Origin of the sequence: Aeromonas sp. HMWF016, from assembly GCF_963878195.1 — a bacterium.
GTDB lineage: Bacteria > Pseudomonadota > Gammaproteobacteria > Enterobacterales > Aeromonadaceae > Aeromonas > Aeromonas lacus.
Genome location: NZ_CAWNWX010000083.1, coordinates 658 through 13,297, shown reverse-complemented (window position 1 = coordinate 13,297; position 12,640 = coordinate 658). Strand labels below are relative to the sequence as shown.

13 protein-coding genes are annotated in these 12,640 nt (G+C 59.6%); 9 read left to right on the top strand and 4 right to left on the bottom strand.

Features of this window, described 5'->3' with window-relative positions; all coding sequences use genetic code 11:
- Window positions 1-401: 401 nt before the first annotated feature.
- From frdA to frdD, 4 genes are read left to right on the top strand one after another with little or no spacing between them, the layout of a single operon-like run.
- Complete coding sequence (frdA, locus tag AACS24_RS13030) at window positions 402-2,186, top strand: fumarate reductase (quinol) flavoprotein subunit (RefSeq protein ID WP_108570938.1); 1,785 nt, start codon at window positions 402-404, stop codon at window positions 2,184-2,186.
- Window positions 2,179-2,913 (top strand): succinate dehydrogenase/fumarate reductase iron-sulfur subunit, encoded by a 735-nt coding sequence (locus tag AACS24_RS13025; protein ID WP_005347973.1) that lies wholly within the window; start codon window positions 2,179-2,181, stop codon window positions 2,911-2,913. Before frdA ends, AACS24_RS13025 begins: the two co-directional genes overlap by 8 nt.
- Before the next feature lie 16 nt (window positions 2,914-2,929).
- Window positions 2,930-3,328: a fumarate reductase gene (locus tag AACS24_RS13020; protein ID WP_033112664.1), complete on the top strand. Its 399-nt coding sequence runs from the start codon at window positions 2,930-2,932 to the stop codon at window positions 3,326-3,328.
- A gap of 10 nt (window positions 3,329-3,338) precedes the next feature.
- Window positions 3,339-3,695 (top strand): fumarate reductase subunit FrdD, encoded by a 357-nt coding sequence (gene frdD, locus AACS24_RS13015; RefSeq protein WP_033112665.1) that lies wholly within the window; start codon window positions 3,339-3,341, stop codon window positions 3,693-3,695.
- Window positions 3,696-3,833: 138 nt separating this feature from the next.
- Here the strand turns inward: frdD and AACS24_RS13010 are convergent, their stop codons facing one another.
- From AACS24_RS13010 to AACS24_RS13000, 3 genes are all read right to left on the bottom strand, one after another.
- Window positions 3,834-4,625: a substrate-binding periplasmic protein gene (locus AACS24_RS13010; RefSeq protein ID WP_108570937.1), complete on the bottom strand. Its 792-nt coding sequence runs from the start codon at window positions 4,623-4,625 to the stop codon at window positions 3,834-3,836.
- A 76-nt stretch (window positions 4,626-4,701) separates the two neighbouring features.
- Complete coding sequence (locus AACS24_RS13005) at window positions 4,702-5,922, bottom strand: winged helix-turn-helix domain-containing protein (protein ID WP_108570936.1); 1,221 nt, start codon at window positions 5,920-5,922, stop codon at window positions 4,702-4,704.
- 87 nt (window positions 5,923-6,009) lie between these two features.
- Window positions 6,010-6,603, bottom strand: a complete 594-nt coding sequence (locus AACS24_RS13000; RefSeq protein WP_108570935.1) for a TetR/AcrR family transcriptional regulator — start codon at window positions 6,601-6,603, stop codon at window positions 6,010-6,012.
- Between the two features lie 107 nt (window positions 6,604-6,710).
- On the opposite strand from AACS24_RS13000, the gene AACS24_RS12995 reads away from it, so the two are divergent.
- Together AACS24_RS12995 and AACS24_RS12990 are read left to right on the top strand one after the other, a co-directional pair.
- A complete protein-coding gene (locus AACS24_RS12995) occupies window positions 6,711-7,646 on the top strand; it encodes an ABC transporter six-transmembrane domain-containing protein (RefSeq protein WP_108570934.1) in 936 nt (311 codons plus the stop codon).
- A 14-nt stretch (window positions 7,647-7,660) separates the two neighbouring features.
- Entirely contained in the window at window positions 7,661-9,061 is a 1,401-nt protein-coding gene (locus AACS24_RS12990; RefSeq protein WP_108570933.1) for an NAD(P)/FAD-dependent oxidoreductase, read from the top strand.
- A gap of 27 nt (window positions 9,062-9,088) precedes the next feature.
- Here AACS24_RS12990 and AACS24_RS12985 read toward each other — a convergent pair whose 3' ends face one another.
- The gene (locus AACS24_RS12985) at window positions 9,089-9,736 is read right to left on the bottom strand and encodes a class I SAM-dependent methyltransferase (RefSeq protein ID WP_108570932.1); all 648 of its coding nucleotides are present in this window, start codon (window positions 9,734-9,736) and stop codon (window positions 9,089-9,091) included.
- 133 nt (window positions 9,737-9,869) lie between these two features.
- Between AACS24_RS12985 and AACS24_RS12980 the strand changes: the two genes are divergently transcribed.
- The 3 genes from AACS24_RS12980 to AACS24_RS12970 all read left to right on the top strand — a co-directional run.
- Window positions 9,870-10,541 carry a thermostable hemolysin gene (locus AACS24_RS12980; protein WP_108570931.1) on the top strand — a complete coding sequence of 224 codons (672 nt, stop codon included), beginning with the start codon at window positions 9,870-9,872 and terminating at the stop codon, window positions 10,539-10,541.
- Window positions 10,538-12,016 carry an AMP-dependent synthetase/ligase gene (locus AACS24_RS12975; RefSeq protein WP_108570930.1) on the top strand — a complete coding sequence of 493 codons (1,479 nt, stop codon included), beginning with the start codon at window positions 10,538-10,540 and terminating at the stop codon, window positions 12,014-12,016. The genes AACS24_RS12980 and AACS24_RS12975 overlap by 4 nt, the downstream gene beginning before the upstream one ends.
- Window positions 12,013-12,640: TenA family transcriptional regulator (locus AACS24_RS12970; protein ID WP_108570929.1), on the top strand; the 628-nt coding region annotated here is incomplete at its 3' end. The genes AACS24_RS12975 and AACS24_RS12970, both read left to right, overlap by 4 nt.

Below are 12,640 nucleotides of genomic sequence, written 5' to 3'. Positions count from 1 at the left end.
CTATTCAGTAGCTCCCATCGGATATATTCCACTTTCCCAGCCGAGAAAAGGATTAGTAATTTTTATGCATGCATTTAAATGCCAATAATTATCATTAAAAAGTTTTAATAAAAAACTTAAAATTTTTTTCGTGAGTACCTAAAAAGAGAGGTGATTCGCATTTTATTGAAGGAAAACTACGTATAATCCGGAAGTTAAAGTCTTCGTAGCAAGGTGTTTTACTGCTCAATAACACCAAAAAATGACGAAAATTACGACATTTTCATCCAGGGATCAGGGTGTTTTAGAAAAAAATAACTACGAAAAATGGAATAAAACCAAGCTGTTTGACTTGCATCAAGCCTGAATTTTTTTCATAGAGCAAAATCGTGCCCAGCAAATCTATCCCTAAGGAGGCAGATGTGGATATTATCAAGACCGATGTAGCCATCATCGGTGCCGGCGGTACTGGCCTGCGCGCCGCTATCGCTATAGCCGAATCACAGCCAGACCTGGATATCGCCCTGATTTCCAAAGTCTATCCGATGCGTAGCCATACCGTGGCAGCCGAAGGTGGTGCCGCCGGTGTCGTTCGTGATGACGACTCCCTCGAAAACCACTTCAACGACACCGTCTCCGGTGGTGACTGGCTGTGTGAGCAGGACGTTGTCGATTACTTCGTCAACAACGCGACCAAAGAGATGATCCAGCTGGAGCATTGGGGTTGCCCCTGGAGCCGCAAACCGGATGGCAAAGCCAACGTGCGTCCGTTTGGTGGTATGAAGGTTCCGCGCACCTGGTTCGCAGCAGACAAGTCCGGTTTCCACATTCTGCACACCCTGTTCCAGACCTCCGTCAAGTACCCGAGCATCAAGCGCTTCGACGAGCATTTCTGTCTTGATCTGATCGTAGACGACGGCCGTGTTCAGGGCGTACTGACCTTTGACATCCAGAACGGTATCACCCGCTTTATCCAGGCCAAATCCGTGATCGTGGCAACTGGCGGCGCTGGCCGTGTCTATCGCTACAACACCAACGGTGGCATCGTCACCGGCGACGGCATGGCACTGGCCTACCGTCACGGCGTACCGTTGCGTGATATGGAGTTCGTCCAGTATCACCCGACCGGTCTGCCGGGCACCGGCATCCTGATGACCGAAGGTTGTCGTGGTGAGGGTGGCGTCCTGCTGAACAAAGATGGCTACCGCTACCTGCAAGACTACGGCTTGGGCCCGGAAACCCCGATCGGCCAGCCGAAGAGCAAATACATGGAACTGGGTCCGCGCGACCGCGTTTCCCAGGCATTCTGGCAAGAGCAGCAGAAAGGCCGCGTGATCCAGGGCCCGATGGGCGATGTGGTTCACCTCGACCTGCGTCACCTTGGCGAGAAGTACCTGAAAGAGCGTCTGCCTTTCATCTGCGAACTGGCCAAAGCCTACGTCAACGTGGATCCGGCCAAAGAGCCTATCCCGGTACGTCCGACAGCCCACTACACCATGGGTGGTATCGAGACTGACAACAAGTGTGCCACCCGTCTGGCCGGCCTCTACGCCGCTGGCGAATGTGCATCCGTCGGTCTGCACGGCGCCAACCGTCTGGGTTCCAACTCCCTGTCCGAGATCGTGGTATTCGGCAAGCTGGCTGGTGAACAGGCTGGTGAATTTGCCAAGACCCAGAAGCATGGCAACACCGAAGCTCTGGCTGCCAAGGCCGAGGCGCTCATCAAGCAGCACCTCTCCCTGCTCGACATCGATGGCACCGAAAACCCGGCCGACATCCGCAATGAGCTGGGCATGTCCATGGAAGCCGGTGTCGGTATCTACCGTACCGAAGAGCTGATGCAGGGCACCATCGACAAGATCAACGAGCTGAAAGCCCGTTACAAAAAGGTCAAGATCAACGACAAGTCCTCTGTCTTCAACACCGACCTGCTCTACGCCATCGAACTGGGCTACATGCTGGACGTGGCAGAAGCCATGGCGCACTCCGCCATCAATCGTAAAGAGTCCCGCGGTTCCCACCAGCGTCTGGATGGTTACGAAGAGCGTGATGACGTGAACTTCCTCAAGCACACGCTCTCGTTCTACAAAAATGGCGAAACGCCCTCCATCGATTACTCCGATGTGAAGATCACTAAGTCCCAGCCGGCAAAACGCGTGTACGGCTCCGAGGGTGAGAAACAAGACGAGGCTAAGAAGAATGGCTGAGATGATTGAAATTGAGATCCTGCGCTATCGTCCGGAGCAGGATAACGAGCCCTGGATGCAGACCTTCCAGGTGCCCTACCAGAGAGAGATGTCTCTGCTGGATGCACTGCAGTACATCAAGGATCACCTGGACTCTACCCTGAGCTTCCGCTGGTCCTGCCGGATGGCGATCTGCGGCTCCTGCGGCATGATGGTCAACGGTGTTCCCAAGCTGGGTTGCAAGGCATTCCTGCGCGACTATCTGCCGGGCAAGATGACCATCGAGCCGCTCAACAACTTCCCGATCGAGCGTGACCTGGTGGTCGACATGTCCGATTTCATCGAGAAGCTGGAGAGCATCAAGCCGTACATCATCCCGAGCGAGCCGCGCAACCTCTGCGATGGCGAGTACATCCAGACTCCGGCAGAGATGGCGAAGTACAAGCAGTTCTCCCAGTGCATCAACTGTGGTCTCTGCTACGCGGCCTGCCCGCAGTACGGCATCAACAAGAAGTTCACCGGTCCGGCGGCACTGGCTCTGGCCTATCGCTACAACGTCGACAACCGTGATGCCGGCGCCAAAGAGCGTATGCGCATCATCAGCCAGGACGAAGGCGTCTGGGGCTGTACCTTCGTGGGCTACTGCTCCGAAGTGTGCCCGAAGGGCGTCGATCCGGCAGCGGCCATCCAGCTTGGCAAGGTAGAGAGTGCCAAGGACTACATGATCGCCATGTTCAAGCCAGATTGAGAGCAGGATTGAGACCATGAACAACACTGAAAGCAAACGTAAACCTTACGTCCGCGAAATGAAGAAAGACTGGTGGCTGAAGAACGCCTTCTACACCGGTTACATGATCCGCGAAGGCACCAGTATCTTCGTCTCCATCTACGCTGTTGTGCTGATGTGGGGTCTGATGCGTCTGGTACAGGGTCAGGAAGCGTTCAACGGCTGGCTGGAATCCCTGCAAAGCCCGATCGCCATCCTATTCCACGTGATTGCGCTGGCAGCCTGCCTGTTCCATGCCAAGACCTGGTTCGCTCTGGCGCCGAAAGCCATGCGTATCTTCCGTGGTGAAGACCTGGTGCCGGAGAAACCGATCGTCATCGCCCAGTATGTGGCGCTGGCTGTGGTATCCCTGCTTGTCCTGATCATCGTGGCCTGAGGAGAAAACAATGAGACGTTCTGACGAGCCAATTTACTGGGGTCTGTTTGGTGCGGGTGGCATGGTCGTTGCCATGCTGCTGCCGGTCATTGTCCTCATCACCGGTCTGCTGGTACCCATGGGTATCATGGACGTAGAGACCATGAGCTATGACCGCGTTCTGGCATTCGCCAGCTCCTGGTGGGGTGCCTGCATCCTGCTGGTGATCATCGCTCTGCCGATCTGGCACGGCATGCACCGTATCTACCACGGTCTGCATGACTTGGGGATCCACACCACCAAGCTGCACCACTATGTGTTCTATGGCTTTGCCTTCCTGGTATCTGCCATTACCGTTGGTCTGCTGATGGTGCTGGTACTCCAGTAATCACTACGCAACTGATTGAACAAACCGGGCCAAGTGCCCGGTTTTTTATTACTCCAAACTAACTACAGGGGCCAGCAGATTTGCACCGGCTGACCCTCTTTTCATCTGTTTCCTCTAAGTGACGGCCGCTGTTCGTGGTTACTCCATCGGTGGCAAGAAACGGCGCATCACGTCGTTGGTATGCCCCTCCTCCTGAAACGCCACCAGCGCTTGATTGAGGGTGTTCACCAGCTCATGGGCGCGGGGGGATCCCTTGCTCACCAGCAGGTAGAATCCCTTGCGACTTGGCAGGGCGAGATTGAGCAGACCGGGTTCGCTCTGGTAGATGCCCAGGGTTAACCCGCCAACCAGCGGCTCAATCTCGCTTGGCAGAAAGTCACAGCGATCCCGCCCCAACATGTCGAGCGCCTGTTGCAGCTGCTTGACCCGACGTGGCTCCTGCGCGAGCCCATAGGGGACATAGTTATAGCCAATCACGCCGCATACCCGTGAGCTGTTGACCGTCTGCAGATCGGGGGCTTCAGGATAGCGGCGCTTGAGATAGAAGAAACCGAGATGGGTGTAGTAGAGCGGCACGCTGTAGAAGGCGAACTCGGCGCGCTCCGGCTTGTAGCTGGCATCCCAGGTCAGCTCGCACAGGCCATTCTGGTGATAATCCGCCAGCTCCTGCTGCACCCGCGCCCAGGGCAGATAGCGGATCTGATAGGACAAGCCATTTTTCTTGATGGCATCGAGCACCAGCGTGGTGGCCGAGCCGGTCAACCGGCTGGTATCGGGCATCCCATCCTTGCGCTCCCAGTAAGTAAAGGGGGCCCACTCATTGCCCTCCCCCAGACAGATCTGTACCGGCTTCTCTGCCGCTCTGGCAAAGCTCGCCGGTATCAGCATGGCAAGGCCCAGCCCTGCCAGCAGCAATCGGGTTCGTCTCATCCCTCTCTCCCCACTCATGCCATCATCTTGCGACGCGTTACTGTGCAGATTAGTCCAGTCCTGCAGCCTTACCGCCTTACGCAACACCGGATTGCCACATGGCCAGCAAGGGCGCAGGAATGGCGCCATAGTGCAGCGCCGGCGTCTGGTGCCACTCGGCCAACTTTTGCAGAGCCTTCGCCAGATCCTGCGCAAGCTGGCGGGTCACTCTCACCCCGGCTTCCAGATAGAGGCTCTTGATCTCGAAGACTCCCTGCTGGCGATGGGCCTTGGCATCCATTCTGCCCACCAGCTTGCCACGATGCAGCAGCGGCAACACGAAGTAGCCGTACTGACGCTTGGGCGCCGGGGTATAGCACTCGATGCGATAGTCGAAGTTGAACAACTCACTGGCCCGCTTGCGATCCCATACCAGCGGATCGAACGGTGAAAGAGCCGCAGTGTGGGTCGCCTTGAGGGTGCCCGCCTGCGCCCTTGCCAGCTCATCGGCCAACGAGGCATGCACAAAGGCGCCGTGCTGCCATCCCTCGACACGTACCGGCAGCAGCTCCCCCTCGTCCGCCAGTTGATGGAGCAAGGCGTCATATTTGCCACGCCGCAACCGGTAGTAATCCGCCACCCAGCCAGTTTTGACCAGCCCCAGCGCCCGGCAGCTGGCGCGCACCATATCCCGCTGCGCCTGCTCGATGCTCGGCAGATCCCGCTCATCACACCACTCGGGGAGCACCCGCTCGGCCAAGTCATAGACCCGCTGAAAGTTGTGCCGCTCCCGCACCATCAGCTGACCGGTAGTAAAGAGCACCTCCAGATGGCGCTTCTCCGGCTTCCAGTCCCACCAGCCATTACCCTTCCCCTCTTTGCGCTCAAAATCGGCCGCCCGTACCGGGCCATGGTGGCGAATGCGCCCGATAAGCTGGCCAATCTCTTGCTGATGGGTAGCGAGCCAGTTGGCCGAAAACTTCCAGCCCATGGCGGCAGGGTCGAGCATCCGGTGGCGCAGCAGCCGGTAATCCTCGCGGGGCACGAAGCAGGCCTCGTGAGCCCAATATTCGAAGATCTCGCCGTCGGCCAGCAACTGCTCCAGCCAGCGAGGTTCATACTGGCCAAGGCGGCTAAAGAGCACCAGATAGGGACTGCGCGCTACCACCGAGATGGTGTCTATCTGCAGCAGCGCCATACGGCGAATGGTCGCCAGCAGATCGGCCGGGGCAGCCTTGCCGCGGCGCGGCACCAGCAGCCCCTGCGCCGCCAGCTGTAAATGACGGGCATCCTGTAGCGATAAATGGGGGATAGACATCAAACCACTCCTTGGTAACCGACCTCCAGCATGCCCGAACAGCGGCCAAATAAACATGGGGAAGAGTTGATGACCCCTCCCCCAGCTTTATGCCGGATTGTTTGGCAGTACCAGCCGGTTCACCACCGCCATGATCTCCTGATAGGTGGCTTCTACCGTCTCGGGGGTTGGCTCCAGAATGAGGTCATCGGCATAGCCGTTGATGAGGGAGGTGATCTGGCGCGCCAGTCGTCCGGTATCAGCGGCCATGAAGTCGCCGCTGTCGATCCCCTTTTGCAGGATCTGCTCCAGCACGTCGCGCCATGCCTGAATGGTCTTGCGGTAACTCTCGGCAAATACCGGGTCGCGTAGCGACTCGTTCCATGCATCGAGATAGATGGCCCAGGAGGCATCCTGACTGGTCGGCAGGTTGTCCCGCACGAACAATGGCAACGCTTCATGGGCCGGCAGCGGCAATAGCCACTCCCGCTGCTCGGCTATCTCCTGACTGGTGAAGCGCTCCACGGCGCAGAGACAGAGCTCTTTCCAATCCTTGAAGTAGTGGTAGACGTGGCTGCGCGCCAGACCGGTGCGCTCGGCCACATCACGGGTAGAAGAGGCGGCCATTCCCTTCTCCCGAAACAGGGCCAGTACGGCCTCAATGATCATCTCTTTGCGCTGTTCTGCTGATGGGCGTGCCATCTGACCTCCTGCGATATCAATCGTTCCGCTTGACTTTGAGCGACCGCTCAAACAAACTTTGAGCACTTGCTCAAAGTTAGCATTTCCGACATCTTAGGAGATAACCCATGACAACACCAACCACTTCGGCAGCCAGTTGCAACGAGCAGACCACGCCGTTGCCACACTCGGCCGGTCGTTCGCTGGGGGCGATTGCACGGGCCAATCCCCTCAAGCTGGCGGGCACCTTCTCGCTGGTCGCCCTCGAAAACATCCTGCTGGTGGCTTACCCCCTGTTCGCCGGCTTTGCCATCGACGCCATCGTCAAGGGACAGTGGTGGCAGGCCTCGAGCTATGCCCTGATCGTGCTGCTGTTCTGGCTCATCGGCGCCCTGCGCCGGGCGGTCGATACCCGCACCTTCACCCATATCTACGCAGCGCTGGCGGTGCCGGTGATCCTGGCCCAGCGTCAGCAGCAGGAGGGGCAATCCACCATAGTGGCGCGGGTCACCCTGGCACGGGAGTTTGTCGACTTCTTCGAGAAACATATCCCGATCCTGGCCACCAGCCTGATCTCCATCGTCGGGGCGGCCGTGATGCTGACGGTGATCGAGTTCTGGGTCGGTATCGCCTGCATGGGGGTACTGCTGCTGTTCGGCCTGCTACTGCCCGGTTTTTCACGCAAGAACCAGCAGCTGCATGAGCGCCTCAACGACCGGCTGGAGCACGAGGTCAAGCTGGTGACTCACGCCGAGCAAATCAGGCTGGCCCGTCACTACCGCACCCTCGCATGGATCCGAATCCGGATATCGGATCGGGAGGCGCTCGCCTTTCTGGCTGTCGGCGTCAGCGCGGCCCTGCTCTTTTTGCTCGCCATCACCATGTTGATGGCCCAACCCCAGGTCTCCGCAGGCCATGTATATGCTGTGATGACCTACCTGTGGAATTTTGTCAGCAGCCTGGATGAGGGGCCCGGTCTTGCCGACCAGCTTGCCCGGCTGCGGGATATCGGACGCCGGGTCAATACGGCGCAACCAGCCAGCAATACCGAACAAGCAATCTGAACCCGGAGCAAACCATGAACCCGACCACCCTCTGCCAACGAGCGTTGACCATGTGCATCAGCTGTTTTTTCCTCGCCGCCTGCGGCCCCAAAATGAGCGACTTTGAGCCCAACACCAGCTACTGGTTCAAGGAGAAACCGGCAGAGGAGAGCGACCCGCTGGCACAAGACCTGAAGGTGGATATCGCCATCATAGGTGGCGGCTACAGCGGCCTCTCCAGCGCCTGGCATCTGGCCAAGGCCAATCCGTCGCTCAAGATTGCCATCTTCGAGGCCAAACAGGTCGGCAGCGGCGCCTCGGGCCGCAACGGCGGCATGGTGCTGCCGGGCTCCGAGGTGATGGATCTCTATGAAGAGGGAGAGGCGAGCAAGCGCCACTATGATCTGACCGTCGCCAGCATGCACAAGCTGCAGGCACTGGTTGAATCGACCGGCATCGATGCCGATATGAGGCTCGATGGTTATGTGGAGGCGATCCTCGATGAGGAGGATATTCCCGAGTACCGCGACTATGTAAAAACCGCCAATCGCCTCGGCATCCCGCTGCAATACTGGAACGCCGACACCACTGAAGAGAAACTCGGCACCGACCGCTACGTAGGCGCCGTCTACGACCCCAATGGCGGTCAGGTACACGCCATGAAGCTGGTCAACGCCCTGCACAAGGCGGTGGAGCAGGCGGGCGTCACCATCTATGAACAGAGCCCGGTATTGGGGATCAAGGAGGGCAAGCAGATCGAACTGAACGTGGCCGACAAGTATAAGGTGACTGCCGACAGCATAGTGCTGGCGACCAACGGCTACACCTCAAAACTTGGCTACTTCAGCGGCCGGGTCTTTCCGGTACACGCCCAGAGCGCCGTGACCGAACCGCTTACCCGGGATCAGCTCAACGCTATCCAGTGGCAGAGCCGGATGCCCTTTTATGACACCCGCAACATCCTGTTTCATCTGGTATTGACCCCGGACAACCGGATCGTCATCGGCGGTGGCAATGCCGAGTACGTCTTCAACGACGGCCTCAACTACAAGGGAGATCTCAATCGGGTCAGCGCCATGATGATGAAGGAGCTGGTGACTCTCTATCCGGCCCTCAAGGGGATCAAGTTTGAACAGGTGTGGGACGGGGTACTCGGCATGACCGGCGACAGCACCGAAGCGGTGGGGGTAATGGGAGATCACAAGAACATCTACTACGCCCTCGGCTACAACGGCCATGGCATCAACCTCTCCTTCCTGTTTGGCGACATCGTGGCCAGCCTCTATCAGGGCAAGGAGCACCCCTGGTTCAACCACGCCGAGCAGACGCTGCCGATGTGGCTACCGCCGGAGCCGTTCAAGTCAATCGGCGTCAAGTCGGCCCTGATGTACTACCAGTGGCAGGACAAGGGCTACGACGCTACGACGAGTAACTGACAAGCGAGCAACAGAAAAAGGCACGCCTCAGGGCGTGCCTTTGTGCAATACCGCCACATCGGCATGAGGCAACTCAAGCTCGGCCTGCCAGCGAGCAGCCAGCACCCGAAACGACGCCTCGGAAAAGAAGACGATATGGGTAGGATCGTGGCGGTAACGCCAGTTCTTGAACCTCTCGTCACCGAGCACCCGCTGGGTTTGCAGCACCAGCATGCCGCCGGGCTTGAGGCAAGCCCACAACCGGTCAAGCACGGCGCGCGGTTCGGCAATGTGCTCGATCACCTCGGTACTGGTGATGAAGTCATACTGACGTGTCAGCAACTCCGGAAAATCGGCATAGAACTTGTCATATCCAACCATGTCGTAACCCGCCTCGCGCCCCATCGCCACCAGCGCCGGGCCGGGACCGCAGCCAAAATCAAGGCCGCTGGCAGGTAGCGGCACCCGCGCCAGCACCTCGCCAAAAGCCCGCATCAAAAAAGTGCGATAACGGGGGTCATCCACCCGGTTGTCGTGATCGTCGTAAACCGCCTTCTCCGCCGCCTCATCCAGATGATCGCTCGCATCCAGCCAGACCAGCTCGCACGCGAGGCAGCGGTGATAGCGCTTGCCCGCCACCGGCAGGGGATAGGAGTGATGGCTGGCACAAAGGGGGCAGCAGGCAGTCGATGACATGGAATACCTCGGGATGGCGACAGGGGGGCAGCTTGCCTGCCGTACCGGATGCTGACAACTTTTTTTTGCCGCTTAAGGGTTTCTTAAGTTTGGGCTTTTACTCTGAACCCATCGAAAGAGAAGGAGCCTCCCCATGACCACCGAGATCCAAGCCCCCTACCGGTTGATCCTGGCCGAATCAGAGCAGCAGGTCATGGCGCTGCAAACCTATATCCAGGATGCCTACACCCTGGAGTTCAATGCCCGCATTCCCCATTTTCTGCCCTGCCTGATTGGACTCTATCGCGCCGACGGGACGCTGGTTGGTGCCTGTGGCCTCAACCGTGCCAGCAGCCAGGCCGGCGAGCATCGCCTCTATCTGGAGCAGTATCTGGAGCAACCGATCGAAGCCTCCATCGAGACTCGCCTTGGTATTCGCCCCGACCGCCAGCGCATCATCGAAGTGGGCAACCTCGCCTGTCGCGAGCCGGGCAATGCCCGCCTGATGTTTGCCGCCCTCTGCCGCATGTTGTGTGACAACGCCCTCGACTATGTGGTCTTTACCGGTACCGCCAAGCTGCGCAACAGCTTCACCCGCCTGCGCCTCAATCCGGTCGAACTGGCCCCCGCCCAGGCCCATCAGGTCGGTGCCGATGCGGATGCCTGGGGCGAGTACTACCGCTGCCAGCCCAAGGTGATGGTAGGAGATATCAATCAGGGGCGGGCAGTGCTCGCCCAGAGCAGCCTGCTGCTCAACCTGCTGGCCCCCATGCCAGTGCTTTTTACCGATGCAACCCTGACCAGTGAGAAAAGGTGCGCCCAATGAGCCTGTTCGACGCCATCGCCAAACATGCCCGCGAGAATCCGCAATCGCCTGCGCTGCTGAGCAGCCAGCAGCGGCTCGACTACCACAGCCTCTGGCAGCAGATCCGGCATCTGGCTGACAAGCTGCAGCAAGCCGGCATCAAGCGTCTTGCCCTGCAACTCGATAACGGTCTGCCATGGGCGCTGATGGATCTGGCCTGCACCAAAGCCGGGATCGTGGTCATACCGGTGCCCCACTTCTTCAGCCTTGAGCAGCAAGAGTGGCTGCTGGAGAGCAGCGGCGCCGATGCGCTGGTTGGCCCGGCCCATCAGGGGTGGCACGCCGCCGAGCCGCTCTTGCTGGTCAGCGGCGAACTGCCGCTCTGGCGCCGCAAACCGGAAAACCTCCCGGCATTGCCACAGGGCACAGCCAAGATCACCTACACCTCCGGCACCACGGGCCAGCCCAAAGGGGTCTGCCTCTCGCTGGCCAGCATGATGGCGGTGTGCGAATCGCTGGCCGAACGGGTCGCGCCAGCCAAGGTGGAAAAACACCTCACCCTGCTGCCGCTGGCCACCCTGCTTGAGAACCTCACCGGCCTCTATGTGCCGCTGCTGACCGGTGCCAGCAGCCGCATTCCATCGCTCGGCGAACTCGGCTTCACCGGCTCCAGTTCGCTCAACCCGGCCATGCTGGGGGAGGCGCTGCTGCGCTGGTCAACCCACAGTCTGGTGCTGGTGCCCGAGCTGCTGCGCCTGCTGCTGGCGCTCTGTACCAGTACCCCGGTGCTGGCCCAGCAGCTGCGCGGTCTGCGCTTTATCGCCGTCGGCGGTGGCAAGGTTGCCCCCGATCTTATCGCCCATGCCCGCCAGCTTGGTCTGCCGGTCTACGAGGGGTATGGCCTCTCGGAGTGCTGCTCGGTGGTGGCCCTCAACACCATAGGCGCCGACAAGCCGGGCAGCGTTGGCCGCCCCCTGCCCCACATCCGGGTCACCATCGGCGACGATGGCGAGATCCTGGTGCGCGGTAGCGCCATGCTGGGGTATCTGGGTAGCGATGAGCCAATGTCAGAGCTGATTGCCACGGGGGATCTGGGCCGCCTCGATGAAGAGGGCTACCTCCATATCACCGGGCGCAAGAAGAATGTCCAGATCACCGCCTTTGGCCGCAACTTCTCCCCCGAGTGGGTCGAGGCCGAAGCCCAGCTCTGCCCCGCCATCGCCCGTATCGTGGTATTCGGCGATGGCCAGCCCGCCAACGTGGCGCTGATCCAGCCCCTGCCGGGCAAAGAGGCCGAGCTGCAGCAACAGATCGAAGTATTGAATCGTCGTCTCCCCGACTACGCCCGCCTGCACCACTGGCTACCGGTGGCGCTCGACCAGCATCCCGGGCTGCTCACCGCCAACGGGCGGGTGCGCCGGGAAGAGACCTATCGCCAGTTTGCCCAACAGATCAGCCAATGCCTTGCAACCGGCACCACAGGAGAATCCTCATGAGCTTCTATCAGACTCTGCAACAAGCCACTGCCACTGAGCGCGAGCACCTCTTCAAGGCCCCCATCATCGAAGCTTGCCGCCGTGGTGACATCAGTCGCGACACCTATCTCGCCTTTCTGGCGCAGGCCTACTACCACGTGCGCCACACAGTCCCGCTGCTGATGGCGACCGGCGGCAAGCTGGGTCAGGAGTATGAGTGGGTACGCGGCGCCATTGCCGAATACATCGACGAGGAGTATGGCCATCAGGAGTGGATCCTCAATGACATCCGCGCCTGTGGCGGCGATGCCGAGGCGGTGCGTCACGGCCAGCCCGGCCTGCCCATCGAGCTGATGGTCGCCTTCCTCTACGACCAGATCCAGCGTGGCAACCCCATGGGCTTCTTCGGTATGGTACAGGTGCTGGAGGGCACCAGCGTCGCCATCGCCCTCACCGTGGCCGACCAGCTGAAAAGCGGCCTCGGGCTGCCCCCGCAGGCGATGAGCTATCTCAGCTCCCACGGCACGCTGGATCAGGAGCACCTCAAGTTCTTTGAATCCTTGATGGATAAGGTCGAGAGCCCGGCAGATCAGGCCGCCATCATCCACTCCACCAAGGTGGTCTATCGCCTCTACGGCGAGATGC

Coding starts and splice junctions, on each gene's coding strand:
- frdD (WP_033112665.1), top strand. CDS start 3,339: ATGAGACGTTCTGACGAGCCAATTTACTGGGGTCTGTTTGGTGCGGGT.
- AACS24_RS12980 (WP_108570931.1), top strand. CDS start 9,870: ATGACCACCGAGATCCAAGCCCCCTACCGGTTGATCCTGGCCGAATCA.
- AACS24_RS13000 (WP_108570935.1), bottom strand. CDS start 6,603: ATGGCACGCCCATCAGCAGAACAGCGCAAAGAGATGATCATTGAGGCC.
- AACS24_RS13025 (WP_005347973.1), top strand. CDS start 2,179: ATGGCTGAGATGATTGAAATTGAGATCCTGCGCTATCGTCCGGAGCAG.
- AACS24_RS13020 (WP_033112664.1), top strand. CDS start 2,930: ATGAACAACACTGAAAGCAAACGTAAACCTTACGTCCGCGAAATGAAG.
- AACS24_RS12990 (WP_108570933.1), top strand. CDS start 7,661: ATGAACCCGACCACCCTCTGCCAACGAGCGTTGACCATGTGCATCAGC.
- AACS24_RS13010 (WP_108570937.1), bottom strand. CDS start 4,625: ATGAGACGAACCCGATTGCTGCTGGCAGGGCTGGGCCTTGCCATGCTG.
- AACS24_RS12985 (WP_108570932.1), bottom strand. CDS start 9,736: ATGTCATCGACTGCCTGCTGCCCCCTTTGTGCCAGCCATCACTCCTAT.
- AACS24_RS13005 (WP_108570936.1), bottom strand. CDS start 5,922: ATGTCTATCCCCCATTTATCGCTACAGGATGCCCGTCATTTACAGCTG.
- AACS24_RS12995 (WP_108570934.1), top strand. CDS start 6,711: ATGACAACACCAACCACTTCGGCAGCCAGTTGCAACGAGCAGACCACG.
- AACS24_RS12975 (WP_108570930.1), top strand. CDS start 10,538: ATGAGCCTGTTCGACGCCATCGCCAAACATGCCCGCGAGAATCCGCAA.